This window comes from Pseudoalteromonas sp. D15MCD-2, from assembly GCF_038562745.1.
GTDB lineage: Bacteria > Pseudomonadota > Gammaproteobacteria > Enterobacterales > Alteromonadaceae > Pseudoalteromonas.
Window position 1 is genome coordinate 298,692 of the sequence record NZ_JBCFQE010000002.1, and the last position, 26,346, is coordinate 325,037.

Annotated in this window: 17 protein-coding genes; 9 read left to right on the forward strand and 8 right to left on the reverse strand. The window is 42.8% G+C overall.

All coding sequences use genetic code 11. The features are described from left to right. Positions 1 to 146: 146 nt before the first annotated feature. From AADY36_RS18055 to AADY36_RS18065, 3 genes are all read right to left on the reverse strand, one after another. Positions 147 to 2,306, reverse strand: coding sequence for a S46 family peptidase (locus tag AADY36_RS18055; RefSeq protein ID WP_342409409.1), 2,160 nt, complete (start codon positions 2,304 to 2,306; stop codon positions 147 to 149). 145 nt (positions 2,307 to 2,451) lie between these two features. After that, positions 2,452 to 3,336 (reverse strand): GTP cyclohydrolase FolE2, encoded by an 885-nt coding sequence (folE2, locus tag AADY36_RS18060; RefSeq protein WP_342409410.1) that lies wholly within the window; start codon positions 3,334 to 3,336, stop codon positions 2,452 to 2,454. 11 nt (positions 3,337 to 3,347) lie between these two features. Then, positions 3,348 to 4,679, reverse strand: a complete 1,332-nt coding sequence (locus AADY36_RS18065; protein ID WP_054563172.1) for a dihydroorotase — start codon at positions 4,677 to 4,679, stop codon at positions 3,348 to 3,350. 431 nt (positions 4,680 to 5,110) lie between these two features. Between AADY36_RS18065 and AADY36_RS18070 the strand changes: the two genes are divergently transcribed. Continuing rightward, positions 5,111 to 7,276 carry a M3 family metallopeptidase gene (locus AADY36_RS18070; RefSeq protein WP_055021775.1) on the forward strand — a complete coding sequence of 722 codons (2,166 nt, stop codon included), beginning with the start codon at positions 5,111 to 5,113 and terminating at the stop codon, positions 7,274 to 7,276. Between the two features lie 203 nt (positions 7,277 to 7,479). After that, positions 7,480 to 7,800 carry a pentapeptide repeat-containing protein gene (locus AADY36_RS20880; RefSeq protein ID WP_446728749.1) on the forward strand — a complete coding sequence of 107 codons (321 nt, stop codon included), beginning with the start codon at positions 7,480 to 7,482 and terminating at the stop codon, positions 7,798 to 7,800. A gap of 57 nt (positions 7,801 to 7,857) precedes the next feature. Here AADY36_RS20880 and AADY36_RS18075 read toward each other — a convergent pair whose 3' ends face one another. Continuing rightward, positions 7,858 to 11,871: a rhombosortase-dependent M36 family metallopeptidase gene (locus tag AADY36_RS18075; RefSeq protein ID WP_342409411.1), complete on the reverse strand. Its 4,014-nt coding sequence runs from the start codon at positions 11,869 to 11,871 to the stop codon at positions 7,858 to 7,860. 127 nt (positions 11,872 to 11,998) lie between these two features. On the opposite strand from AADY36_RS18075, the gene AADY36_RS18080 reads away from it, so the two are divergent. Continuing rightward, positions 11,999 to 12,493: a hypothetical protein gene (locus AADY36_RS18080; protein WP_342409412.1), complete on the forward strand. Its 495-nt coding sequence runs from the start codon at positions 11,999 to 12,001 to the stop codon at positions 12,491 to 12,493. Between the two features lie 516 nt (positions 12,494 to 13,009). Here the strand turns inward: AADY36_RS18080 and AADY36_RS18085 are convergent. Beyond that, complete coding sequence (locus AADY36_RS18085) at positions 13,010 to 13,711, reverse strand: M15 family metallopeptidase (protein WP_342409413.1); 702 nt, start codon at positions 13,709 to 13,711, stop codon at positions 13,010 to 13,012. Between the two features lie 52 nt (positions 13,712 to 13,763). Continuing rightward, complete coding sequence (locus tag AADY36_RS18090) at positions 13,764 to 15,377, reverse strand: sensor domain-containing diguanylate cyclase (RefSeq protein ID WP_342409414.1); 1,614 nt, start codon at positions 15,375 to 15,377, stop codon at positions 13,764 to 13,766. A 374-nt stretch (positions 15,378 to 15,751) separates the two neighbouring features. Here AADY36_RS18090 and AADY36_RS18095 point away from each other — a divergent pair, with 374 nt between their 5' ends. Further along, a complete protein-coding gene (locus AADY36_RS18095) occupies positions 15,752 to 16,939 on the forward strand; it encodes an acyltransferase family protein (RefSeq protein WP_342409415.1) in 1,188 nt (395 codons plus the stop codon). A gap of 59 nt (positions 16,940 to 16,998) precedes the next feature. Here AADY36_RS18095 and AADY36_RS18100 read toward each other — a convergent pair whose 3' ends face one another. Further along, entirely contained in the window at positions 16,999 to 19,863 is a 2,865-nt protein-coding gene (locus tag AADY36_RS18100; protein ID WP_342409416.1) for an FAD-binding and (Fe-S)-binding domain-containing protein, read from the reverse strand. Positions 19,864 to 20,213: 350 nt separating this feature from the next. Between AADY36_RS18100 and AADY36_RS18105 the strand changes: the two genes are divergently transcribed. The 5 genes from AADY36_RS18105 to AADY36_RS18125 are packed head-to-tail and all read left to right on the forward strand — an operon-like array spanning position 20,214 to position 25,314. Further along, a complete protein-coding gene (locus AADY36_RS18105; protein ID WP_342409417.1) occupies positions 20,214 to 22,022 on the forward strand; it encodes a glycoside hydrolase family 3 protein in 1,809 nt (602 codons plus the stop codon). Positions 22,023 to 22,070: 48 nt separating this feature from the next. Continuing rightward, a complete protein-coding gene (locus tag AADY36_RS18110) occupies positions 22,071 to 22,868 on the forward strand; it encodes a putative hydro-lyase (RefSeq protein ID WP_287204460.1) in 798 nt (265 codons plus the stop codon). A gap of 6 nt (positions 22,869 to 22,874) precedes the next feature. Next, entirely contained in the window at positions 22,875 to 23,606 is a 732-nt protein-coding gene (locus AADY36_RS18115; protein ID WP_055199353.1) for a 5-oxoprolinase subunit PxpA, read from the forward strand. Further along, positions 23,591 to 24,454: a glutamate cyclase domain-containing protein gene (locus AADY36_RS18120; RefSeq protein ID WP_342409418.1), complete on the forward strand. Its 864-nt coding sequence runs from the start codon at positions 23,591 to 23,593 to the stop codon at positions 24,452 to 24,454. Before AADY36_RS18115 ends, AADY36_RS18120 begins: the two co-directional genes overlap by 16 nt. 2 nt (positions 24,455 to 24,456) lie before the next feature. Then, a complete protein-coding gene (locus AADY36_RS18125) occupies positions 24,457 to 25,314 on the forward strand; it encodes an aminotransferase class IV (protein WP_055199349.1) in 858 nt (285 codons plus the stop codon). Between the two features lie 49 nt (positions 25,315 to 25,363). Here the strand turns inward: AADY36_RS18125 and AADY36_RS18130 are convergent, their stop codons facing one another. Continuing rightward, positions 25,364 to 26,344 carry a WD40 repeat domain-containing protein gene (locus AADY36_RS18130; protein WP_342409419.1) on the reverse strand — a complete coding sequence of 327 codons (981 nt, stop codon included), beginning with the start codon at positions 26,342 to 26,344 and terminating at the stop codon, positions 25,364 to 25,366. Between the last annotated feature and the right edge of the window lie 2 nt (positions 26,345 to 26,346).

The window sequence follows — 26,346 nt, forward strand, 5'->3', positions numbered from 1 at the left end:
GCGAAACTTAAATAAAACTTAAGAAAAATTAATTTTTATAAATATTTTTCAACCTTATGAAATTAAATGATTTTATTTTCATTAAAAACAAAAATGCCAGTCTGTTAGACTGGCATTTTAATACTTAAATTAACGTTAAACTTAGATTACTTAACGATAGTCATCTCTTTAAGTAGGTTTTGAGCATTATCAACTTTATCCATCACCCACAACATGTATCGTGAATCAACGTGAATTGAGCGATTTAAGTTTTCATCGTAATCCCAGTCACCAATAATGCTTTCGTACACACCATCAAACAACAAACCAACGAGCTCAGCATTGCCGTTTAACGTTGGAGAGCCTGAGTTACCACCTGTGGTATCTACATTAGATAAAAAGTTAACCGGAACCGTATTCATACCGCCTGTGTAATCGCCATAAAGCTTTTGCTTAATTAACTCGTTTTGTTTCTCTGGTGAGTTAAATGGTTCAACACCGGTGTTTTTAGCAAGTAGTCCTTCTAAAGATGTAAAGGGGGTTGCCACTAAGCCATCTTGCGGTGAATAGCCGCCTACCGTACCGTAAGTTACACGCAGGGTGCTGTTAGCATCAGCATAAACTGGCTTATTAAGTGCCTTGTTATAAGCGATGATTGCTTCCATTAATGCAGGGCGAGCAGCTTGCTGTTTACCAGCTAGTTCTTTTTTAGCATCTTCAATATCTTTTGTGACCGCAAAGATTGCATGCGCATACTGAATAAATGGATCGCTACTTTGCTTTAACTGAGCAAGGTCAAGATCTGCCATCCATAAACGTTTGCTTTCATCTGCAAGAACCGATTTAGCATACATGTCATCAAGCAAGGCTTTCTGCTTTTGTTTATCAAAACCGTTAGTTAGACCAAGAGCTTTATCAACCTCTGCAACTCGTTCGTCTTTAGGTAATGCAGCATATTGCTCAATAAAGTACAGTAAAATAGCTTTATCAACGGCTTCATCATAACGACGGCTCATGCTTTTTAAACGAGACTCGATACGTGGCATATCACGCTCTTGATAACCACTTTCGCGCTCAGCATCTGGCTTTTGTTTTTCGTAAGCTAAACGGTATAAACGTCGAGCAGTTGCGATCATTTGTGAGCGGTGTACGTAACCTAACATGCGGTCGCGCTGGTTATGCTCTTGCGACTGAGCAACTAGCGCAGATAAATCAGCAAGTACATGTCCGTATTTAGCTTTGCGCTTACTATCTTCGTTGATCCACGCAGTGAGATCTTTTTCGAATTGTTGCTTACGGCTATACATTGACCCTTTATTGAAACTCTCAATCATTGAGCCATAGTTTTTAATGTAGTTGTTGTAGCCCGCAATCGTGCTTTCATAAGCGATACGTGCCTCTGAGCCCTCAGGCGCATTTTCTTCAATTAACGAGACATATTTAGAGTTATATTTACGCGCTAATGGGTAAGCTGTGTTAAACACGTAATCAACTTCAGGCGAAATACGGTAACGGTTTGTGCTGCCCGGATAACCAGTAACCATCACAAAATCGCCTTCTTGAACGCCTTTAGCGCTTACTTTTAAAAACGCATCACTTTGGTACGGCACGTTATCTTCTGAATATTCAGCTGGCTTGCCATCTTTGCCAACATACGCGCGATAGAACGAGAAATCACCCGTGTGACGCGGCCACATCCAGTTATCGATATCACCGCCGTATTTACCTACGCCCATAGCAGGTGCATACGCTAAACGTACATCTTTAATTTCTAGCGATTTAATAAGGTAATACTCAAGACCACCATGGAAAGTATACACATTACAGCGGTAGCTCTTGTCTTGCTCACACTCACTAACAAGTGCTTTTTCATTTGCTTGAATAGCATCAAAACGTGCTTTACCGGTTAACTTTTCAGTCCCTTTATTTACTTTATCTGTAACGTCAGTTACTTGCTCTGTTACAAAAACACGAGAACCCGGCGCAGCAGGGACTTCTTCGCCGGTAGTTTTAGCTAAAAAGCCATTTTCTAAAATATTGTTTTCGGTGGTCGAGTTATATTGAATCGAACCATAGGCACAGTGATGATTTGTGACAACTAAGCCTTTTGGTGAAACAAACGAAGCAGTACAACCACCAAGGCTAATTACCGCGTTCATCGGGAACTCTGTTAATTTTGAAATTGACTCTACATCAATGCTCAAGCCTTTCGCTTTTAACACTGATTCAAGCTCTGGTAACTGGTGAGGTTGCCACATGCCTTCGTCGGCAATAGCAACATTTGCTACAGCGAGACCCACTGCAGCAGCAATAAATTTAAAACGCATAGTCGTCCTTTATATTTGTTATGTTTATCTTTTTAGCGCTCGTATCATTATCATTGTGCTAGCCAATAGCAATAATTTGCGACCGCAAATGTCAAAATTTGTAAACCATTTTAGGTTTATGAGCCTAAAACTTAGGCTCATAAGTTTAGTATTTAGACTCATAAACCACGGCATTGTGGCCATGTAAGCTTTCTTGGTGTTCAACCTTAAACTGGTAATCAGCAATACTCGGCATGGTTTCGAAGCACTGCTTCAACCGCCTTGCTGCATCTTCGCAAAACAGTAAGTTTTTTGCGTTAAGGGCGGCAAATGCTTGTTCATCTTCACGCTTCACAGCGGTTTGTACTGGGGTACCAATGGCTTGCTCGCATACTGTGATAAAGCCGCCAATATCTGGCAACTTCCCACTACTAAACGTGACATCAATATACGCATATGAACGCTGGCTATGAGGGGTTGCAATAGAGCCCTGCTCACTTGCAAGCCAATTGAGTAAAGAGGCTTTATCTATATTCGCATCACTAAATTGCTTATCGACTGCTTCGCTCAAAAGCTGCCTCGACAATGCCGCTGAACACGGGCAGGTGCTACTGTAGGCAATATCGACTTTTAAGTTAATGGCAAGCGTTTGCTGCTTTGTAATAGTTAAAACGACAGGGTAAGCATTGTATCCGGCATGGTCGCTAAGTAACGCTGGTTTTAGCTCGGGTAAATCAAAATGCAGCACCAGTTTTGCGCCTTTACTTAAGCCTTTTTGTGATGCTAAAACAGCCTCCATAAACTCATTAACACGCTGAGTCGTTAAACTTTGTTTAGCCAGTAGCTGATTAAGTAGTAAATAAAGACGCGACATATGAATGCCTTTAGCATTGCTATCAAGGCTAACGAACACATCAGCTTTGGCGTTCAGGTGCACATCAACATGAGTTTGTGCAAGCTTCAAAGGCAATGCTATTTTTTCCATACCAACCCATTTTAAAGGCGACTGAAAATCTACATTAGAGTGCGAGGTAATATCGGGTAATTGCATATCGACTTCTTTTAACGATTGAATGTTAAGGCCATAGCGGCCTGTTTGTACGGGGTTACGTGCTGCCCATCAAAGACACACTCACCATTAACAAAGGTATGTGTGATTCGGTTTGAAAAAGTGGTGCCATTAAATGGCGTCCATTGGCATAAATAATGTGTGTTTGTATGCTCGACGTGCTTTTCTGCGTTTGGGTCAACCAGGACTAAATCAGCAAAATAACCTTCTCTGATAAACCCCCGCTCTTCGATAGCAAATCGCTTTGCCACGTTATGCGCTGTTTTTTCAACGACTTGCTCAAGGCTCAACGCACCACGTTTTACCTGCTCAAGTAACGATAGTAATGCATGTTCAACTAGAGGGAGGCCAGCTGGTGCAGCGCTGTATTGTTGCTGCTTTTCTTGCCAAGTATGAGGGGCATGATCGGTGGCAATAATATCAATGCGACCATCGCGTACTGCTGCGAGTAGCGCTTGGCGGTCTTGCTCTGATTTTATGGCGGGGTTACATTTAATTTGATTGCCATAGTTTGCGTAATCGTCTTGGTTAAACCACAAATGATGTACGCAAGCTTCGGCGGTTATGTGCTTTTGCTCTATGGGTGCGTTACTAAATAGTTCTAGCTCTTTTGCTGTTGTTAGGTGTAAAACATGTAGCTGTGAACCATAACGTTTTGCCAGCGACACGGCATACGATGATGATGCATAACACGCTAACTCATCACGAATTAACGGGTGATGTTCTATTTGTAACTCGCCATAACGTTTTTCTATACGGCGCTGATTTTGTTGAATAACCTCCCCTTGCTCGCAATGAGTGGCAATGAGTACTGGGCTTTCCCGAAAAATGGCTTCAAGGGCATGAGGGTGTTCAACTAGTAAATCGCCTGTTGATGCTCCCATAAACACTTTAACGCCACATACCTTTTTGGCATCAAGAGCCTTAATTTCATCGAGGTTGTCTGGGGTCGCGCCAAAGTAAAACGCATAATTCGCAGCGCTCGTTTGCGCTGCTATCGCGTATTTATCAGCAAGTGCTTTTGCCGTGGTAGTCGAAGGTGAAACATTGGGCATTTCCATAAAGCTTGTAATGCCACCGGCCACTGCTGCGGCAGATTCACTGGCAATCGTGCCTTTGTGGGTAAGGCCAGGCTCTCTAAAATGAACTTGATCGTCGATCATGCCTGGTAATAGCAACAAACCGCTTGCATCAATTACTTCATCATTGGCCTTAGCACTAATACCTTTGGCAATTTCAGCGATTCGATTGCCCACAATTCGTACATCGTTTATTTCGCGCTGCCCTTCATTAACGACGCAGGCGTGTTTAATTATGATAGCCATATGACTCCTTGCTTATTCAGCAACATTTGCAACTTATCGTAAAAAAATGCACTCCATGGCAAGATTGATTGCAGAATAAATTGTTACAATATAACATACCACAAAGTTCTTATTTGGACACTGTTATGAGTCAAAAAGATCAATTGGGTCGGGCTATTTAAGCTGTAAAGTTATAAGTGGCTTTCCGATCTTAGAGAATTTTAACGGCTTATCGCAGCCAATAATCACCTTATCGCAACGTATGAGGTCAATTGTAATAAGACACAGTATGCTGGGCTCATTGATCACATGGTGATACCTGCCTCATATAAGTGCTTTTTTAGCATCTTTTTGTAATCCGTTTTAACCGCTATGCAAATCAAGAGCTTATAAAACGTATGTGCAAGGTTATATCGACACAATTTAATTTTAAAAATGACAAGAGAAAAACTATGAAACACCTAATCGCAACCGCGATCAGTTCTGCGCTGTTACTCACAGCCTGTTCAGAACCGCAAACAACAACATCAACGCCTAAATCAGAGCAATCAGCACCTGTTGCTGCAAAAGAGCAAGCTAACCCACTGTTTGTGAAAAGCGTATTACAATACGAAACGCCTGATTTCAGTGCGATTAAAGATGAACATTTCATGCCGGCATTTAATAAAGGCATGTCTGAGCAAATGGCTGAAGTGCAAGCTATTATCAACAATCCAGCAAAGCCTGATTTTGCCAATACAATTGTTGCGCTTGAGAAAAGTGGTGAGCTATTAACACGCACACGCAGTATTTTTTATAACTTAGCGGGTACGGATTCAAACCCGGCACGTCGTGAATTACAAAAAGAATTAGCGCCAAAACTAGCTGCTCATAACGACAATATTTTCTTAAATAAAGCACTCTTTGAGAAAGTAGCGGCTATTCACAGCGAAGCTGACAGCCTTGCCTTAACTGCTGAAGAAAAGCGTTTATTAGACGTTTACTACAAACGTTTTGTGCGTGCTGGGGCAAAATTAAGTGCAGAGCAAAAACAACAAATTCGTGATATCAATACGAAGCACTCAAGCTTAACAACTCAGTTTTCACAAAACTTATTAGCGCTGACTAAAACAAATGTTGTTTTAGTGGATGACAAATCAGAGCTTGAGGGCTTACCAGCAGGTCAAATTGAGCAGCTTGCCAATGCCGCAGCAGAGGCTGGCCATCCAGGCAAATACCTAATTAAGATCACAAACACCACGCGTCAGCCTATTCTGGCAACACTGAAAAACCGTGATTTACGTGAAAAAGTATGGCGTGCATCGGCTGAGCGTGCATTATCGGGCGAAAATAGTAACCGTGATATCGTGGCAGAACTTGCTCAGTTACGTGCTCAAAAAGCGAAACTATTAGGTTACGACAGCTGGGCTGATTTTGGTTTAGAGTCACAAATGGCGAAAAAACCACAAGCTGTATTTGATATGTTTGCGAGTATGATCCCTGCATTAATGCAGAACGTCAACGCTGAAGCGGCGGCTATTCAAGCTAAAATTGATGAATCAGGTGAACAATTTAAATTGCAGCCATGGGATTGGTTATTCTACGCAGAGCAAGTGCGTAAAGATAAATACAACCTTGACGAAAATGCTGTGAAAGAATATTTCGAGTTCAACCGCGTTTTAGAAGACGGCGTATTCTTCACTATGAACCGTTTATACGGCATCACCTTTAAACCACGTAACGATATTCCGGTTTACCACCCTGATGTAAAAGCCTATGAGTTATTTGATGAAAATGGAAAGAGCTTAGCCATTTTCTTTGCTGACTACTTTGCTCGTGAAGGTAAGCGTGGCGGTGCATGGATGAGCTCATTCGTTAAACAATCTGGCCTTAAAGAACAAAAGCCAGTTGTCGTAAACGTTATGAACATTCAAAAAGGCGCGAATGGCGAACCTACGCTTATCAGCTATGATGAAGCGACAACGATTTTCCACGAGCTGGGTCATGGCTTACACGGCATGTTCTCAAACGTGAAGTACCCGACTCTATCTGGCACCTCAGTATCACGTGACTTCGTTGAGTTCCCATCAACTTTTGAAGAAGATTGGGCAATGTACCCTGAAGTTATCGCTAACTATGCAAAACACCATAAAACTGGCGAGCCAATTCCTGATGAGCTACTGAAAAAAGTAATTCAATCACGTAGCTTCAACCAAGGTTTTGATACTCTAGAATACGTTGCAGCTGCATTACTTGATATGGAATGGCATTCACTTTCTGCTGATGCACCATTACAAGACATTGAAAAGTTTGAGCAACAAGCGCTTGCAAAACATGGTGTTGATGTACCATTTGTACCACCTCGCTATAAATCTGCGTTCTTCTCACACTCAATGGGCGGCGGTTACTCAGCGGGTTACTATGCTTACATGTGGAGTGAAATCTTAGCGGCAGACGCCTTTGCTTATGTTCAAGAGCAAGGTGGTTTAACTCGCCAAATGGGTGATAAATACCGCAAAGAAATTTTAGAAGTCGGTAACTCGCGTGACCTAATGGAATCGTACAAAGCATTCCGTGGTCAAGAGCCAGACACGTCAGCGCTATTAAAACGCCGCGGCCTAAAAGCAACGGTTCAATAGCTTACCTTGAGCTTTAAGCTCTAAGCTGTAAGTCAGAAATGTGGGGTTGTCGAGTGTTTATAACCCCACTACGATAGTAAAAGGAGCTGTCAGCTATCAGCGGTCAGACGCGCGAAACAAGTTTCACGCCTACAAAAAGGCTCTAGGTGTTAGGTTCTAGGCTCTAGGCGCTAGGACGCGATGTAGAATCGCTGCTACCTCACATTTCGAAACTCGCTAACTTTACTCTCGCTAACTTTACTCTCGCTAACTTTACTCTCGCTAACTTTACTCTCGCGAACTTTCCCCTCGCGAACTTTCCCCTCGCTAACTTTCCCCTAGCTAACTTTCCCCTAGCTAACTTTCCCCTCGCGAACTTTCCCCTAGCTAACTTTCCCCTCGCTAACTTTACTCTCGCTAACTTTACTCTCGCTAACTTTACTCTCGCTAACTTTACTCTCGCTAACTTTACTCTCGCTAACTTTACTCTCGCTAACTTTACTCTCGCTAACTTACTCTCGCTAACTTTACTCTCGCTAACTTAAAAACAAAAAAGCCCTTACAGCGAGCTGTAAGGGCTTTGTTATCACTATTTAAAAGTCTTATTTACGTTTACGGCGACGGCCGATAAGCGCTAGTGGTGCAAGTAGTAGTGTTAAGAAACCAAAGCTACCGTTGCTAGATTTAGTTACTTTCTTCTCTTCTACTGGCTCAGCTTCGTTAGTTACGGCAACAGTGAACTGCTCTGATACAGAGTCTGTACCATCGCTTACTGTTACTTCAAATACTAACTCGTCATCGCTTGAGATAGCACCTGGCGTGAAGCCTAGAGTTGCAGTGTCAGCACCTGTAAGTGTTGCTGTTGTGCCGCTTAGTTGCGTCCAGGTGTAGCTTAGCGTGTCATCACTGTTACGGTCTGACGCTGTTGCCGTTAACGTGCCTGAAGCAGACTCAGAAACAGACTCATCACCCGATACAGAAAGTAATGGTAGTGCGTTATCACATGCTAATGCATCACCAGCAATTACGTTTGAGAAGATTGGTGACGTTACATTGCTAACAGTTACGTTATCAATCCACCAACCGAACTCACGTACTGCACTGTCTGATGACATACGGAAACGTAATTTTGCACGGTTACCGTTTAGTTCAGTACCGAAACGAATTGTTTCGTAGTTACCATAAACACCGTTACCATCAACATTGTTACCTGTGAAGGTATCGCGATCTTGTAGCGCTTGCGCATCGTTTTCGATTAGTGGGCCATCGTAACCAACATCAAATGTACCGCCCATTTCAGTAACATCTACCCAGTTACCACCGTTCACGCTGATCTCTACAACACCACCATCCCATTCGTTTTCGATTAGGTAGAAGTGCCAGAATGAAACTTCAAAATCACCAGCAAAACCGATATCAAACTCTCTTGATTCAACCGCAACATCTGACTGGAAGTCATTGTTGTTTAGGTACATGGTTTGCTCGCCAAGACCGAAGCCAAAGCTGTTGAAGAAGTTAACATTACCGCCAGTTGCCATGCTTTGTGTGCCAACAGCTAAGTCATCACCTGTCATTACGTTTTCTTTCCAGTCACGTAATGAAGCGCCTGCTACTTCCATATCGTCAGCAGTTTGTGAGCTAACTGGTGCTTTATCTTCAAAGTCCATGTTCACAAGGTAAGATACTGTATCGCTTGCTGCTTCAACAATCTCGTCATCTGCAGAAAGCTCTGGGAATGACACTTCGATTTCAAGTGTATCAGCAGTGCCTGCATCATTTAGTGTAAACGTGATAGGTGCGCTTGTTTGTGAAGCGTAAGGAGTTGTATCGTCAAAAGTGATTAAACCATCATTTTCGAACGTTACATCGTGACCACTAACAACCGTTAACTGTGCTTGAGTACCAGTTAGTACTTCACTACCTGTGTTCATGATGCTAACTGTTAACGTGCCTGTTTCACCTTTGTCTAGCACGTTATCGTTTGAACAATAACCTAGTTCTGCACCATTGTAGTTTGGATCCATTGCCACATCTTTGAATGTGAAGCTAGCAAGTTTCATTTTGTCTGATTCAACAACACCTGTTAAATCTTCGCTGAAACGCTCTGGCGCTTTAGCACCTAAGCCCATACCACGCTTAGCAAATGCACCTAAGATTAGTTTGTAATCTTCTGGGTCAACTGCGTACGCAGCAGCCAAGATAGCATCACGTGCTTCTGTGTATAGCGGAGCAACTGGAGTTAGCTTGTAACCAGCAACTAAGTAGTTAGCCATACGGTTTTGAGCTTCTTCAAAGCCGTGCTCGTTGATAAGTGCTACATAGCTTTCCCAAAGCATAGTTGCCCAAATTTCACCTGCTGCGTGTGGTGAACCAACATTAGTTGGAGCAATACCTACATCAGCACCTTCATTTTCAGTAATGTGGCGGAAAGACAGCGGGTTTACTTCCATATTGGTTGAATATGGAACACGACGAATACCATAGTAGAAATCTTCTACGAATGTACCGCTACCGTAGGCTTTTTGGAACTTGTCGTTACCTGGGATGTTAATATCATCAGCTTTAGCAATGAACATCAATGAGTGGAAATCACCCCAACCTTCGCCCATCGCACGGCCTTGGAAGTTGATAAGACCTGATGAGTTACCCACTAAACGGTTACTGATATAGTGACCCCATTCGTGAGCAATAATACCGTTATCTAGCGTACCGTCTTTTAACGTTGCTTTGTTGAACATATTAACAGTAACAGTGTCGCCTGCAGCGATACCATCGTAAAGTGCGTGACCGTCAGCATAGTTCAGACCCATGTTAGGAATGATAACTGCATCGTCTTCACCGCCCATTGGCGCTGGTTCATCTGTATCTGGGTTGTTGTTTACAACGATTGCACCAATTGCACCCGCTTCTTGAGCGTGTAGTACTTTTGCTGTGAAGTTACAAGAACCACGATCGACTAGCGCAATTTTACCAGCCAGTTCAGCTGCATTTGTTGCAGGTTCACAACCGTCTGTTACGCTACCAGAATCTACATCATTGCTATCAACTAAACGAACAACTTCGCCTGCGATATCAGCAAATTGCATTTGACCAAAGCCAGATACTTTAGAAGACTCAAGTAGACCAATTGTTTCATCTGATGTTACAACCACACCAAAGTCTACACCCACTTTCGCATCTTTCGAGTTGTATAAGTACATTTGCATGCGTGGGCTTGCACCGTCAGCAGGTGTTGCCATATTAGCGTTATTTAAACCGCTATTATCTTGCGCTTGTGCTTCGATTGGGTCGCCTTCTACACCACCACGGCCGTAGTTAGATACTTGAGCAACATTTGATGTTTCGTCAAAGCCATGGTCATAGAAGAAATCGTGTAAGAAGTTATTCATGTAGAACAAGTTAACAATTGCCGCTTTACGGTTGTCGTAGCTGTTTGCTACTTGATCAACTTGGTAAGGGTAATCGAATGTGTAATCTGATGTAGTTTCAGCAGTGAAGTCACCTTCTGTGTAACCTTGAGGTGCAATTACATCAGCATAAGCAAATACGTTGTTACCTGATGTTGTTGTAGCGTCATCAGCAAGCCACGGATCCATCGTGCTTAGTTTTTTGTAGTAAGACAGGCTTACAAGTGGTGCATCTAGGATTTCAGTTTCATCAATTTGATCTGGACTATCAGCTGGGATCACGTCACCGTGTGGACCTTCCCACGGGTAACCATCTTCGTCAGCCCATACACGGTAGTTAAAGTCTGCCGCGTGTGCTTTTAAGTCTTTCTTGAAATAAACTTTGCTGTTTTGCGCGCCAATAACGTAGCTGAAGTAATCGCTTTCTAGGCTGTTTTTGTCAGCAACTTCTACTTCAACATAGTATGCAGACTGCAGCTCACCCGCTACTTCAAAGAATACTTTCTTAGCACGAGGCTGACCTAATACAACTTTGTCACCACTTTGGTTAGACACAGTGTACTTAACATAGTCACCTTGCTCAGTTGATTTAGTTAACGACACATTGATGTCAGCAAGTTCTTTAATCGCACGTTTAATGCTTTGCTCAGCACCAACAAACTCAGCAAGTGGCGCGAACGACTGCGTTGCATTTGAACTTGTGTTAGCGAAATAACCAGAACCAGCAACTAGGTTATATTCTTTATCCATGATCAGGTTGTATTCACGGTTGAATACTTCAATGTCATGAACTTTTTGCTTGTATTTAGCTGTAATTGAACCAAGCTTTTGCTCAGATAAATCTGCTAATACAGCGCTTGATACACCTTTTTTAGCTGTGCTAACACCTGTTAAGGCATTTAAATAAAAATCTGCAGCGTAAGCGCTACGTTGCTCAGGAAGCACCATTGCCATATCAGGCTTAGCTTGACCTACTGCATTCCATAGGAAAGTAGCTTTACCTAATTGCGCATCGAAAATAGATTTGTGACCCGATACAGTGCGACGCTCAGCTAATGCACGTTGCTGAGATACTTGAGGATTAAATTGTACTTGAGAGCTAACGCTTGAAGCATTATAAAAGCGAGTTTGTTCACTTGCCTGTACTTGAGATGATGCCAAGATAGCCGTTACCATGGTAGCAACTGCTGTTACTTTAAATTGAGACATTCCTTACGTTCCCTATTGTTATATTTTTATTTTCGGTTAACAATCATAACCGCGGCCAATGTACCCAATATGGCAATCAAAAAACAGAATTAATTGTAAACAAAAGTAACAAACAAGCAGGAACATAATGAACCAAACAATTAAGATACAAGCACTTACACTAGCATTAGTACTAGTATCAGGCTGTCAAAAAAATGAAATAAGCGAGCAAAACACAACACAGCAGCCAACAACCAGTTCACAAAAAGAACAAGTTTCAGTTAAAGATGTTAAAAAAGCTGTCGAAATCAACAAGCAAAAATCGACGAACGCTTTTAGTAATAATGGCGAAAAAATTACCTTTGATGCACCTACTTTAACCAAGGGCACAGAAGTCTTTAATCATGCAATGCAAGAGCGCGGCATCGCAACGGGTGCAATTTACTTAACGCTAAAAGAAAACAGCTTACCAGTAGCGCTTAGCAGCCAATATACGCTGAAAAAAATGACCAACAAAAGCTACCGCTACCTTGCAGAAAAAGACACTGATTTATTAAAAGTGCAAAACGCTTTTAAACAAAATGCCAATGTCGATGTTGTTGAAATTAAAGTTGATTATTCGCCGATAAAAGAGGTGATGTAGTAGAGAAGCTGTCAGCCTTCAGCTATCAGGCGTCAGACGCGCGAAACAAGTTTCCCCCCTACTTGTAGCAGCGGGTTTATCCCGCGTCATCATGCGCTAGGTTCTAGAAGAAGCTGTCAGCCTTCAGCTATCAGCCGTCAGACGCGCGAAACAAGTTTCACGCCTACTTGTAGCAGCGGGTTTATCCCGCGTCATCATACGCTAGGTTCTAGAAGGAGCTGTCAGCCTTGAGCTATCAGCCGTCAGACGCGCGAAACAAGTTTCACGCCTACTTGTAGCAGCGGGTTTATCCCGCGTCATCATGCGCTAGGCTCTAGAAGGAGCTGTCAGCCTTCAGCTATCAGCCGTCAGACGCGCGAAACAAGTTTCACGCCTACTTGTAGCAGCGGGTTTATCCCGCGTCATCATGCGCTTGGTTCTAGACCCTAGGTTCTAGGTTCTAGGACGCGATGTAAAATCGCTGCTACCTCGAACCTCGCTAACTTTACTCTTTCCCCTCGTAACTCGCTAACTTACCTACTCCACCACAAAATCAAAATAGGTGGCGGGATATGCTTGCGGTTGGTAGGTAAAATGCCACCATTCCATTGAATAAGGAGCAAAACCGGCCTCTGTCATCAGGCTTTTTAATTTGTATCGATTGGCTTTTTGCTCTGCACTAATGCGCGGGTCCTCGGTATTAGAAAGAGTGTCGAACATATCAAACGGTGAGCCCATGTCGAGCTCTTTACCTTTCGCATCTACTAAGGTTAAATCAATCGTTGAACCACGGCTGTGACCCGATTTAGCGGCGATGTAATCACCAAGCAGCTTGTCTTTGCCTAAGTTTGGATAAAACTCAGCTTTAGTGCGGGTATCTTCTAAATCGTTAACCCAACGCACAAAGTGATCAACGGCGCGCTGCGGACGATAACAATCAAATATTTTTAAGCTCAGACCTTGGATTTGCGCTGCTATTTGCACATTTTTAAGAGCCTTAGCAGCACTGTTGTGCAATAAACATTTAGGTGCGTTGTAACCATCAACTGGTTTGCCAACAAAGTTATGATGACCAAAATAACGGATATCTAACACGGCATTAGGTAGCAAAGCACCTACATCCACAAATTCGCTACGTTTATCATCGCTAGGGTTTGCACAAGCAGCACTTGCACTCATAAGCGCAATACCTAACAGAGAAGTAGATTTAGTTAAACGAGCCAACAAAGTGAATGCCATTTTGATTTTCCATAAATAACTTAATAGCATCCACTATTGCACATTAAATAACTTATTCCAAGATTGAAAGCTCAGAAACTGGAGCAAGATCTTGGCTATATGTGGCATCGACAACTGAGCGGTTACGCCCTGTTTTTTTAGCTTGATATAAAGCCTGATCAGCAAGCTTAAATACTTCATCAATGTTTAATTGCTCAATTGGCCAGCCTGAAATACCAATCGATACATTAATGCAGCCAACGGGGTCTATGTAGCTTTCTGACACCCGCATACGCAAACGCTCAGCCAGTTGATACGCACGTTTTGCTTCAACTTTTGGCATGATCACAATGAATTCTTCACCGCCTGTACGAGCAACTACATCACTATCGCGAGTGACATCTAACAAAATTTTAGCCAACGACTGCAGTACCACATCACCAATGTCATGACCAAACTCATCGTTCACCCGTTTAAAATGATCGATATCGATAGCCAATACGGCAAAAGGACAGCGCTGAGCTATCAAATGGCTAATTTGCATATCGAGGCTACGGCGATTATGCAGGCAAGTGAGGGGATCAGTCTGCGCTTCTTGGCGCAATAGCCCTATTTTACTTTGTAATAGCCCTACCCCTTTTAGCATGGCTTTTCTGAGCTCATTACTTTCAAAATACCATGAGCGAATTTGTGTCAGCTCAAGTGACGTTGAAGGGCGATCTAAAGTATTTGCAGTTTCGGCTAACTGCCTCAAAGGCTGAGCAATTAAACGTGCTAATACCCAAATGAATATAAATGTCAGCAAACCAATTGGGGCAGTTTTTACAAACACTTGCCACATTAAATTATCAAGCGGAGCAAGTGTGTTTTCGAGTGGGCGCTGAGTGACGACCCCCCAAGAAGCGACCGTCATAGGTGCGTAGCCTGCAAGCATCTCAACGCCTTTGCTGTTGGTAACAAGCTGTGTGCCGGCGTTTCCTTTTAGTACCTCTTCAATTACTTTGTTATCAAACACTTGCTCACCAATACGGCTTTTATCTGGGTGGTACAGTAAGCGATGATTTTCATCAACCACATACAAATAAGAACCGTCTTGATAGTAATGAACTTGCAGCAGTTCATTTAAAATACTGGTACGTTTTAAGTATAAGGTGCCGCCTACATAACCAATAAAATTACTTTGTTTGTCGAATAAAGGCTGCGATATAAAGATCAGTAAATTGCTCGCCATCGAAATATACGGCTCGCTGATCATTGGGGTGCGATACGATAAAGCGGCTTTAGTGCCAAAGCTATCTACTTTACGGTTTTGTAGCTTCAATGACTTTGGAGAAACCCCTAGAATATCACCCTGCGCATTAACAATAATGGTCGAATTAAAACTATTAGTTTGTAGCCTTAGTCGGTCTGCCTCAGCATTAATTAAGCCTTGATTATTAAAATCGTCTTCAAGAATTTTTCCAACATAAGCAAGCTGTTGCTGAGCATTAAGTAAAAAATTATCGGTCGCTGACACCAACTTAGCGGCGTATGCTTTATGATTATTAAGGGTTTTATCTATTAGTTGTTGCTTTTGAACTTGGTAGCTCGAGTAATAACTATTTAGAAAGGTTATAAGCGTTGCTGAAAACGCTAACACTAAAATTAAGCGGCGTAGATTTAAACCACGACTAAGACTATTAAGCACGATACTTCTCACATACAGGCCCAAAGTCCATATTGGGAATATCTAATACCTTTATACTAGCAAGATGTTCTGTGTACCTCTATAAAACTTTTGTCATAATTTGATTTAGCGCAAACAAATGAGTGCAATTACTCTAATTAATTAAAGTAACTCTGTTTAATAACTTCAGCTACCAAGCACTCGTTAAACATGAACGGCATCAAAACCACTTACCAACAACCCTCGTTATTTAACATGTTGAATTTAATAAACTATAAAGCTTAGTACTGTTAAAAGAACAGCTAACAAATAGGATTTATATTGTTTAAAAAGCAGCTTGCTCTAGTGTAATAATTTATTACACTGTAAAAACAAAACAACAATAAAGTTTTCCTATGCGTCAACACTGTGCTGAAATCATCAACAAACTCCCTTCACATCGCCTCATGGCGTTAGATGTAATGCGGGGCTTGACTATTACTGCCATGATATTAGTGAATAACCCGGGTAGTTGGGGAGCGATGTATTGGCCTTTGAAACATGCACAGTGGCATGGTTGGACGCCTACCGATTTAATTTTTCCGTTTTTTATTTTTATTGTCGGCATGTCTATCACGCTTTCAGTAAATAGCTTGCGTACTAAAGGGGTCAGTGATCAACAAATACTAAAAGCGGGGGTTATTCGCACCATTAAACTCATTGCCCTCGGTTGGTTTTTAGCCTTGTTTTATTACAACTTTCGAGACCCTTCTTTTAGTTGGCTTAATGACAAGCTATTGCAGCTGCGCGTGTTGGGCGTGCTGCAACGTATCGGTTTGGTGTATTTAGTCGCTCTGTGTTGTTATCTCTATTTATCGCCTAAGAAAATAGCCATTACTTGCATCGCTCTTTTATTGTTTTATGGCGCCGCCATGCTTTATATCCCCTATACCTTGCCAAACGGCGAGGTAGTCAGTGGCTTGTGGTTACATGGCAATAACTTAAGTGCCTTCATAGACAATACCGTACTTGGTAGTCATCACCTGTATTATGCCAATGCTAAGCCACTGCCATTTGACCCTGAAGGGCTGTTCTCAACACTGCCAGCCATTGCAAGTGCGCTTAGCGGTATCTTGGCTGCGGTTTATTTAACTAAGCAAACCGACCTTAAAAAACAAGCCCGTACACTTATTTTTCTGGGCACTTTAGCTGTTCTTGTCGGCTATGCTATTTCGCCATTAACGCCTATCAATAAAGCCTTATGGACGCCGAGCTATGTGTTGCTCAGCTCAGGGCTGGCAGCGATTTTCTATGCACTGTGCAGTGCTATTTTAGATATTTATAAGCTGCGCAGCTGGGGCGCTCCGTTTATTGTATTTGGTGCGAATGCAATATTATTTTTTATGTTCGCAGGCGTGTTTGCACGGCTATTAATTATGATCCCGCTCGGCGATAGCAGTTTAAAAGGCTATATTTATGGCCTAATACAATTAGTGTTCAGCAATGATTACCTCGCTTCTTTTAGCTTTTCACTGCTGTTTTTAGTGGTGTCTTATGGGGTGATGTACAGCTGCTACCGCAAAGGCATTTTTTGGAAAGTGTAAGCTTTAAAAATAGATGAGCCAGTCAGCAACTGGCTCATCAAATTAGCAATTAAGCCCTGTTATATTGCATGGCTTTGCTTATCGAGTAGATACAAAATAGACTGATAACTAATGCCACTGTGTTCAGTTAAACCAATTTCGCAACTACGGCTATTAGACACGCCACGACTACAGTTTTTTGGTACTTGTTGTTTAAGGGTTTTTAACGCGTTGCCATTGAGCGCTGGCAAGTTAAAACCCTTATCACCGGCAAAACCACAGCACTCAATATCAGCTGGAATAATCACCTCGTTACTACATGCCTTGGCAAGTGATACTAGGCTTTGCTCTTTACCTAATCGCTTTGAGCTACAGGTAATATGGAGCATTACCGGCTCATTCACTGGCGTTACTTGTAAATTAGGCAGTAAATGCTGGGCAGCAAAATCAGCACTTTCATAAATTGTGAGTGCCGTATTTTGCGCGGCATTTAGAGTAGTAAGGGCACAAGGGCTGGCATCAAAAACGATGGGATATTGGCCATTATTTGAAAGCGCCTCAAGCTCAGTAAGTAACTGCTCACTTTTATTTTTAGACTCTTTATTAAAGCCTTTACTAGCAAATGGCATACCGCAGCAAAGTGAATCGGCTTGTTGCGGAAGTAGCACTTCATAGCCTGCTTTGGCAGCGAGTGAATAGATAACATCAAGCAGTGGGCGCTTATCATCAGCAAGTTTATCGGCCGCAAAAATTCGGCTTGCGCAGCTTGGCATATACACCAATTTTTTCGCTTGTTGGGATTGGTGAAGTTTTCTATTAATTGGCTGCTCAGCCCTTGGCCACGCCGAGTAATACAGCGGTATACCAAGCAACTTATTAGCAGGTTTACTCAGGCTTCTAAGGTTACTGCTGCCGATTGCATTTTCAAGCACCTGCATCACGGTTAAACCAAACCGTGCCCCTGTAGCAACAACCGCAAAATGCTTGCTAGCAAAGCGTGATAATGACCGCGAAACCTTGTTTGATGAGACTTGTTCTGCTCTGAGTGATTTTATAAATTCGCCCGTGTTTATCCCCACTGGGCATTTAAGACCACAAAGACCCGTTGCCGCGCACGAATCAATACCAAGGTATTTAAAGTCAGCCTCAATAACACTGAGCTTTTGATTTAACTTCTGTTTGCTTGCTACATCTTCGGTTGTAAGTAATTGATTGTGCAGCTCTGTGCGGTGTCGCCATAAAGTAATACGCTGCCTCGGTGTTAAGGTAAGCCCTTTTGATGGGCAAACAACTTCGCAAAAGCCACATTCAATACAGGTATCGATAATATCATCACTTTTTGGCATGACTTTTAAATGCTGAGTGTGAGCATTTTTGTCGTGATTAATAATAACCCCAGGGTTAAGAATATTTTGTTTATCGAATAATGCTTTAAGCGCAACCATCACCGCAAAGCCATCGTCTCCCCATTCGGTGGCAACAAACGGCGCCATATTCCGCCCTGTACCATGCTCAGCTTTTAATGACCCTTTTAGTTCAACCCCCACTAAGTTCGCCACATCAGCCATAAATTGCTCGTATCGGCTTACTTGTTCTGGTGTATCAAAAGCTTGGGTGAATACAAAGTGCAGATTTCCGGCAAGGGCATGCCCAAAAATAATGGCTTCATCATAACCATATTTAATAAATAATTGATGCAGCGCATTCACGCCATCAGCTAATTTATCAAGGGCAAAGGCAACATCTTCAATTATCACAGTAGTGCCAGTTTCGCGCACCGCGCCAACCGCAGGAAAGGTGCCCTTACGGATATTCCAAAGTGCCGCATTACGGGCGCTGTCTGCTGAAAACTCAATCGCTGCCAGTTGACTTTGCTTAAACTCAGCAAGAAGTTGCTCGGTGACCTTTGTGAGCGCATCGAGAGCCTGAGCATTTTCAGCTCTTAACTCAATTAGCAGTGCCGCTGATTGCTCAGGGTAGCTAGCCACCTCTTTTGGCATTATAGCGTGTTCAGACACCGACATCAGAGCACGTTCATCGAGTAGTTCAACGGCCGCAACATCAAGCTCACTAAGCCTTTGTACCAGCTCACACACCTTGCTGATATCGTCAAAAATAAAGAAACCTGTGTGTTTGTACTTATGCTCAACCACGGTGTGGTAGGTGATATCGGCGATAAAAGCTAACGTACCCTCAGAGCCAATAATGAGGTGCTTAATGATTTCGATTGGATCAGAAAAATCCAGCAGTGCATTTAAACCATAGCCCGTGGTATTTTTTAAACGGTATTTATGGGCGATACGCTCACTCAAATCGGGGTTTTGCTTTACGCTATCAATCAGGCTCATTAGCTCATCAACCCAAGGGCTATGACTTTGCAAAAAGGCATTACAGCTTTGGCTATCAGCCGTATTAAGCACTGTGCCATCGGCAAAAATGAGGGTCATATCTTTTACTGTATGGTAGCTGTTTTGCGCTACCCCACAACACATGCCCGATGAATTATTTGCCGCCATCCCCGCTATTTTGCAGCTATTAATTGAAGCGGGATCAGGGCCAATTTTTTTACCAAATGGGGCTAATACTTGATTTACTCGAGCACCAATAATAGCCGGTTGTAACCGTATTGCCTCGGCGTCATCAAGGATTTCAAACTTGCTCCAACTATCGCACAACAAAACCAATACCGAATCGGTAATTGCTTGCCCAGACAAACTCGTTCCGGCGGCGCGAAATGTGATGGGTACGTGTTGCTCGTTGGCAGCAATGATCACTTGCCTTGCTTGATTTTGATTGCTCACTAATACAATTAACTCAGGGATTAATCGATAAAAGCTGGCGTCTGTTCCGTACGCATAACGGCGCGAGTAATCTTCTATTAATGCTGACTCTGGTAAAAAAGGTTTAATTTGCTGTTTAAATGCGTGTAATCGAGTTAAAGCCATCTCGCCCCCAGGCTTGTCATATTTACGCTGATGATTATGGAATATATTATTACTTTAAATTGTACTAAAAAGCGACCCATTAAATTGATAAATTATCAACTTGCCACGCTTTTCATCAGTATAAAGGTTTGGTTATTTAAGCCCATTAGCCCTATTTGGTGATCTAACTTAGCTTTTTGCAGTCGGACTCAAAAACCGCTAGGGTAGCAAAAAAATACTGTATTTATATTTAAAAACCCATTAACATCAAGAATAATTTATTCTAAAAACTAAATAAGCGTTTTGCTTTGGAGCTTGCTGTGTTAAATAAGTTTGCACTATCGTCACTGGTTATCGGATTAGGATGTTTCATGCCATTACAATCATCATTTGCTGAGTCTGCATTAACTTTAAAACAACAGTTAGGGCAAAAGCTCATGCTTGACCTACGTTATTACTGCGAGCAAGACCCAGGTGAGCAAAAATGTCGTACACCGGTGACAGAGCTGCCGGCCGATTTAGCAAATATCATCACTAAACATAATATTGGCGGGGTGATTTTATTTGCAGAAAATATCGATACCGTGCCGCAAGTGATCAAACTTAATAATGACCTACAAAAAGCCGCTGCTAAGTCAGAGTTAGGCTTACCGCTGTTTATTTCGATAGACCAAGAAGGTGGCCGAGTTGCCCGTATTCCTCGTGATGTAGGAACGTCGTTTACCGGTAACATGTCGATTGGCGCAACCTATAAAGAACATGGTACCCACTTCGCAACTGAATCTGCACGCATTATTGCCGACGAGCTATTGGCACTGGGTGTTAATGTTAACTATGCCCCCACGGTCGATGTAAACATGAACCCGGATAACCCGGTTATTAACGTGCGTTCTTACGGTGAAGATCCACAATTGGTTGCAAAACTGGGCGGTGCCCAAGTGGCAGGGTTTGAAAACAACGGCGTTATTTCATCGTTAAAGCACTTTCCGGGGCATGGCGATACCAATGTAGATAGCCACACAGGCCTGCCAAAAGTAATGCATGATAAAGAAACCATTTGGCAGCAAGATCTCCCCCCTTTTAAAGAAATTATTAAAAACCAACAACCGGGTATGATCATGACGGCCCATATCCAATACCCTGCCCTCGACGACAGCACGTTTGTTAGTAAAGAAGGCAAAACCATGATCAAACCTGCAACGATGTCGCGCAAAATCATCACCGACTTATTACGTGATGAACTCGGTTATCAAGGTGTGGTGATCACAGATGCCCTCGATATGGCGGGGATCAGCCACTTTTTTGAACCAATTGAAGCGGTAGTAAATACCTTTGCAGCGGGTGTTGATATTGCCCTGATGCCAATCGAAATCAGAAGCCCTAAAGACTTAGCAGTACTTGAGGCTCTGATTGAGCGATTAGAGCAAGAAGTACAATGTGGCACGTTAAATGCCAACGAAATGAGTGCTTCTGCAACACGCATTTTAAAACTTAAAGAAAAGTTTAAACTTACCTCTTCACTTGATGACGAAGCAGCCATCAAAAAAGCGCAGCTTTTACTCGGTGATCAAAGCCATAGAAAAGTAGAAGCCGAATTAGCATTAGCTGCTATCACCGAGGTGAAAAACGAGAAAAACACCCTACCGCTTAACATTAAATCGGGCAGCAAAGTGCATATTATTATGCCTGATACCCGCAAGTGCTATGCTTTGCAGCAGGCGTTAATTGATAACACCGATAAGCTAATCAGCTTTAGCTGCACAAGTTTGCAAGGCTATGAGCCGCTTGCAACATTAAAAGAAATTAACGAAGCCGACATAATCATTGCCGCTAATGCGTCACCAAAACAAAGTGCTGTTGAAGTCGGCGGGATGGATGATTTAGCTGATAACCCTGAGTTTGCAATTGCTAAATCCGATCAATCAGCGGCATTAGAATCATTGTTAAAACAAGCAAAATTAGCCCATAAAAAGACCGTATTTGTCAGCTTACGAGCCCCTTACGATATTGCCCAATTTGGAAAATTTGGCGATGCTGTACTTGCCACCTATGCTTACAATATAGATGTAGATACAGATGAAAAGATTGCTGGCCCTGCTTTTACAGCGCTGGCAAACGTTTTACTAGGGAAAGCCCCTGCTAAAGGGCAGCTGCCCGTTACTATTAATGACCTGAACTGAGTGTTATTGTAGCAACAATGGGCAAGTGTTAATTTCAAGGAGAGTCACATGCAAAAAAATGCATCTTTAACCACTCCAGCGGCTATTCGTAAAATGGTACGCGAGGGTGACTACACTGGCAATACATCGGGCTTTGCTCCGGGCTTTGTGCAAGCTAATTTAGTGATTTTACCTAAACAATACGCGTTTGATTTTTTGCAGTTTAGCCAAGCAAACCCTAAAGCTTGCCCAATCATTGCAACTAGCCGTATACCGGGCGTTACAGATATGCCAACTGTTGGTGAAGACATTGATATTCGTAGCGACTTACCCCGTTACCGCGTCTTTAAACAAGGCCAAATGGTTGAAGAGGTTACCGATATTACGAATCATTGGCGCGACGATTTAGTCACCTTTTTAATTGGTTGCTCGTTCTCATTTGAAGAAGCGCTGATTGCCGCGGGTCTTGAGATCAGAAACATCAGCGAACAAAAAAATGTGCCTATGTATGTGACCAATACGGCTTGCCAAAGTGCAGGGATTTTTCACGCCAATATGGTTGTAAGCATGCGCCCAATGAAACCTGCCGATGCCATTCGCGCAATCCAAATTTGCAGCCGTTTTCCAAGTGTACATGGTGCGCCTGTGCATTTTGGCGACCCTGCTGCAATTGGCATTAAAGATATCAACAAACCTGAGTTTGGTGATGCGGTGACCATTAAAGAAGGCGAAGTGCCCGTATTTTGGGCCTGTGGTGTGACTCCACAAGTTGCAATTGCCAACGCGGCACCTGATTTTTGCATCACGCATAGCCCAGGGCATATGCTGATCACCGATATTCCAAATAGTAAAATGGCAGCGTTATAAATGACGATGAAACTAAACTGTGACCTTGGCGAAAGCTTTGGCATGTGGAAAATGGGCTTAGACGAGCAAGTTATGCCACATATTGATATGGCAAATATTGCTTGTGGCTTTCATGCTGGCGATGCCGATGTGATGGCAAACACCCTAACCCTCGCCAAGCAGCACAAAGTAATGGTTGGCGCACATCCAAGTTACCCAGATAAGCAAGGCTTTGGTCGCCGCTCAATGGCTATGAGCGAAAAAGAGCTGACCAATTGCCTGCATTATCAAATTGCTGCAATTGATGGTATGGCTGCAGTACATGGTTTAACGCTTGAATACGTTAAGCCACATGGCGCATTGTATAACGATATGATGAGTGACGAACAAACGCTGAATATTGTTATGCGCGCAGTGGCAAGTTATGCAAAGCCATTAAAGTTGATGATTTTAGCTACCAACCAAGCAGCCAAACACAAAGTACAAGCAAAAGAGCTTGAACTAGAACTCATTTTAGAAGCGTTTGCCGACCGCCAATACACAGACGAAGGTAAACTTGTTGCACGTTCTTTAGCGGGCAGCGTACACGACAAACCGGCGTTAATGGACCAGGTAAAACAGTTAATTGCACATGGCACAGTTACAACGCGAAGTGGTCAGCAACTGGCACTTAATGCCGATAGTCTATGTGTTCATGGCGATAATGAAGCAGGTATTGCGCTCATTCAAGAGATCAAAGCACTATGTCAGCAAGTCTAAGCGACGCAGCGCTCAGCCAACACATTGAAACCTTGATGGTTGAACAAAACCCGCGTGGAATGCAGCATTTATACGCAAAACAACTAACGGGTACGTATTTACGCGCAGCAAAATACCTTTATAAAGCACAAGGCACTGTGTTGATAGGTACTGGCTTTGCGGTTAACAATACTTTCGAGACTGATGGTCCGGTTGGTGCAATTGCACTTTACAAGGTACTCGAGAAGCTTGGTAAACAGCCCATTTTGGTTACTGGCAACCCCCTTTACAGTGCTCTAAAAAATGACTTTAATTGTTTTGAACTGCCAATTAATAGCATTGATAATGCACACACTTTTAGCATTAAAGCCCTTGCGCAGCTAAAACCTGATTGTGTTTTATCAATAGAACGCCCAGGGCTTAACGAGCATCAGCGTTATTATAATATGCGCGGTATTGATATTTCTGAGCATTGCGGCTGCTTTGATTTTTTTGTAACAGAAGCACCTTGCCCCACCATAGCGATTGGTGATGGCGGTAACGAAATAGGCATGGGTAACCTTGCACAGCATATGCAAGCGCTAAACATCACTCCTTGTTTAACAACCTGTGATGAGCTGTTACTCGCCGATGTATCTAACTGGGCAGCATACGGGCTCATTGCCTTTTTAAGTCGCTGGCATAACACTGATTTGCTGGCTGATATTGAGCCACTCAACATTTTACATTACCTAAGTGAGCGCGGTAGTGTCGATGGCGTCACCCATAAAAATGAGCTCACCGAAGACGGCCTGCATGCAATGCATGGTCAACAATTAATAACTCGGCTTCGCCAACTTGGCGGCTTTTCGACAGAGAATGAGGTTTAACAATGGGAACGGTATACCTAAACGGTGAATACCTTGGCGCTGATGAAGCAAAGATTTCACCAATGGATCGCGGCTTCTTATTTGGCGATGGCATCTATGAAGTGATCCCATCATACCAAGGCAAAATGCTTGGCTTTGGCGCACATATTGAGCGTATGAATAACGGTTTAAACGAACTTGAAATTAAGCTCGATTACAGTGCCGATACATGGCGTAAAATCTGTAATGATTTATGCGAGAAAAACCAAGGTGATAACCTAGGGATTTATTTGCACGTTAGCCGTGGCGCCGACACTAAACGTGCCCACGGTTACCCAACTAATATTACCCCGACCGTATTCGCGTTTGCTTTTGAAATTCCGGCAGAGCCAAAAGGCGATATCGACAATGCAACAACTTACACTGTATCGCTTGAGCAAGACCGTCGCTGGCAACGTTGCCATATTAAATCAACGGCTCTGCTTGGCAATGTGATCCATTATCAACATGGCGCAGCAGCCGGTAACAAAGAAACCATTCTATTTAACCGCTTAGAAGAAATTACCGAAGCTAGTTCAAGTAACGTGTTTATTGTTAAAGATGGTGTGATCAGTACGCCACCACTTGATAACCAAATTTTACCGGGGATCACCCGCTGGTTAATCCTCAATATTCTTCACAGTTACAGTGACTTTAACGTGCAAGAGCGCATTATTAGTAAAGATGAGTTACTTGATGCCGACGAAGTATGGATCACCAGCGCCACTAAAGAAGTTGGCCCAGTTGTAAAAGTAAATGGCAAGTTAGTTGGCGATGGTAAGCCTGGTGCAGTTTGGCAGCAAGTGCAAAGCTTGTTTACCAAGCATAAGTTTGATTACTAATTTAATCGTACTCAAAAACAAACGCCTACTCAGAGTAGGCGTTTTTGTTTTAGCTTTTATTTGCTTTATAAGGCCAAGCTTGCAATAGGCCATCACTGGTTTCTGAATATAGTTGCTTACCATCGTAAGCCACACTCAGAACCGACGTACGTTGGCGCTGTTGTTTAGCTTCGTATTCAGCGATTAATTCACCATCTGCAACGCGATATAAACGCATCTTCATTTTTGGTGAGCCCGTTAATAGCCATTTATCTTGATTAACAAATTGCGATGCGGTGAATTCAATAAAGTTAGAGTATGAGGCCACTTCTGATAACTCTTTTTTATTGGCTAAATCAAAAAATACACGATCATCAACCGAGTCAATTGCAAAGCCCAAGCTTGCTGTTTTATTTAAAGTAACGTGATTCACTCTAGTCGCTAAACGCTCTTCAAAGCGAGTGCTACCATCACTCGTTGACCAAAGCTTTACGTACTTGTCGCTTGAACCGGTAAACGCCCACTGACCATCAGCCGATAACGCCACGCTATTAATATCTAAACGATGAATATCAAAACGCTTAGTATCACCTGTACGGGTATTTATTACCTCAGCCTTGCCGCTACGATAAGCGATAACCAACGTATCGCCTACGGCTGAAATAGCGATGTCTCTAGCGATTTCTTGCCCGGTAAGCCAAGTACCAATACTACGCCCAGTGCGAGTATCGTATAAAGTCACCGATAATCGATTTGAAATGAAAAAACGGGATTTATTAGCGCTAAAGCCCACAAGCTCAACATGTTCAGCGCCCTGGCCTGTTATACAATCGTATAGACGCGCTTTTAACTGATTATCCCAAATGCACACCTCAGATTGGGTTGCCACTAACGCGTGACTCGCATCCTCACTAAGCGCCGTGGCACTTAGTAACTCATTACCATGGGCAAATTCACTACTAGCAGGGGCAGTAAACACCTCACCTCCACCACAGCCCACAAGGCTCAGTGCAAATACACAGCACAGAGGTTTAAACAGTTTCGACGTCATGA

Excerpts from the sequence above, each read along its gene's own strand:
- AADY36_RS18055 (WP_342409409.1), bottom strand. The coding sequence starts at position 2,306 with ATGCGTTTTAAATTTATTGCTGCTGCAGTGGGTCTCGCTGTAGCAAAT.
- AADY36_RS18075 (WP_342409411.1), bottom strand. The coding sequence starts at position 11,871 with ATGTCTCAATTTAAAGTAACAGCAGTTGCTACCATGGTAACGGCTATC.
- AADY36_RS18085 (WP_342409413.1), bottom strand. The coding sequence starts at position 13,711 with ATGGCATTCACTTTGTTGGCTCGTTTAACTAAATCTACTTCTCTGTTA.
- AADY36_RS18100 (WP_342409416.1), bottom strand. The coding sequence starts at position 19,863 with ATGGCTTTAACTCGATTACACGCATTTAAACAGCAAATTAAACCTTTT.
- AADY36_RS18065 (WP_054563172.1), bottom strand. The coding sequence starts at position 4,679 with ATGGCTATCATAATTAAACACGCCTGCGTCGTTAATGAAGGGCAGCGC.
- AADY36_RS18125 (WP_055199349.1), top strand. The coding sequence starts at position 24,457 with ATGGGAACGGTATACCTAAACGGTGAATACCTTGGCGCTGATGAAGCA.
- AADY36_RS18115 (WP_055199353.1), top strand. The coding sequence starts at position 22,875 with ATGAAACTAAACTGTGACCTTGGCGAAAGCTTTGGCATGTGGAAAATG.
- AADY36_RS18080 (WP_342409412.1), top strand. The coding sequence starts at position 11,999 with ATGAACCAAACAATTAAGATACAAGCACTTACACTAGCATTAGTACTA.
- AADY36_RS18120 (WP_342409418.1), top strand. The coding sequence starts at position 23,591 with ATGTCAGCAAGTCTAAGCGACGCAGCGCTCAGCCAACACATTGAAACC.
- AADY36_RS18110 (WP_287204460.1), top strand. The coding sequence starts at position 22,071 with ATGCAAAAAAATGCATCTTTAACCACTCCAGCGGCTATTCGTAAAATG.
- AADY36_RS18070 (WP_055021775.1), top strand. The coding sequence starts at position 5,111 with ATGAAACACCTAATCGCAACCGCGATCAGTTCTGCGCTGTTACTCACA.
- folE2 (WP_342409410.1), bottom strand. The coding sequence starts at position 3,336 with ATGCAATTACCCGATATTACCTCGCACTCTAATGTAGATTTTCAGTCG.
- AADY36_RS18095 (WP_342409415.1), top strand. The coding sequence starts at position 15,752 with ATGCGTCAACACTGTGCTGAAATCATCAACAAACTCCCTTCACATCGC.
- AADY36_RS18130 (WP_342409419.1), bottom strand. The coding sequence starts at position 26,344 with ATGACGTCGAAACTGTTTAAACCTCTGTGCTGTGTATTTGCACTGAGC.
- AADY36_RS18105 (WP_342409417.1), top strand. The coding sequence starts at position 20,214 with ATGCCATTACAATCATCATTTGCTGAGTCTGCATTAACTTTAAAACAA.